Annotated in this window: 1 protein-coding gene; it reads right to left on the bottom strand. The window is 45.7% G+C overall.

The window, feature by feature from the left end; genetic code table 11:
• Nucleotides 1-12: 12 nt before the first annotated feature.
• Nucleotides 13-336, bottom strand: coding sequence for a low molecular weight protein tyrosine phosphatase family protein (locus V7R39_RS17750; protein WP_218398540.1), 324 nt, complete (start codon nt 334-336; stop codon nt 13-15).
• Between the last annotated feature and the right edge of the window lie 154 nt (nt 337-490).

The following is a 490-nucleotide window of genomic DNA, read 5'->3' as shown; positions in this document are numbered from 1 at the left end:
TGTGCGTGCCAATTACAACCGCACAAACTTTGGAACCTTACTTTTTAAAAGGCGAACGAGTTCGGGCTGCATGCGCTCGTAATTGTCTGGTATGTCTAAGCAAGCCAATTTTTTACCTTTAAGTAAATCTTTGTACTTTTTGGCGACCTTGTTTCTGTGAGACTTTTCCATAACTAAGATGGCGTCAGCCCATTCAATAAGGTCGCCTGAAAGCGGTGTTTCGGCATCTGCATTTGTGCCGCACCCGATTGCGTTGATTCCTTCATATTCAGAAAAGACTTCTTCACCGGTTGGGCTACGTAAACGATTTTCTGAACAAACAAATAGTAGGTTCATGTTTCCTTAAGTACATAACGCTAAGCTTTGGGGCGCTAGCACGTGGGCTAAAATCCGAACGAAGTGAGTCAGCCCACGTGTTAGCGTCCCAGCGACCGGAGGGAGTGCCAACAGCGTTTTGTTAGGTGTACAAAGAAACGTACGCAGCTTTGCT

The sequence above is a fragment of the Alteromonas sp. P256 genome, from assembly GCF_036864455.1.
Classification (GTDB): Bacteria; Pseudomonadota; Gammaproteobacteria; order Enterobacterales; family Alteromonadaceae; genus Alteromonas.
This window is presented reverse-complemented; position numbering and strand designations above follow the sequence as displayed.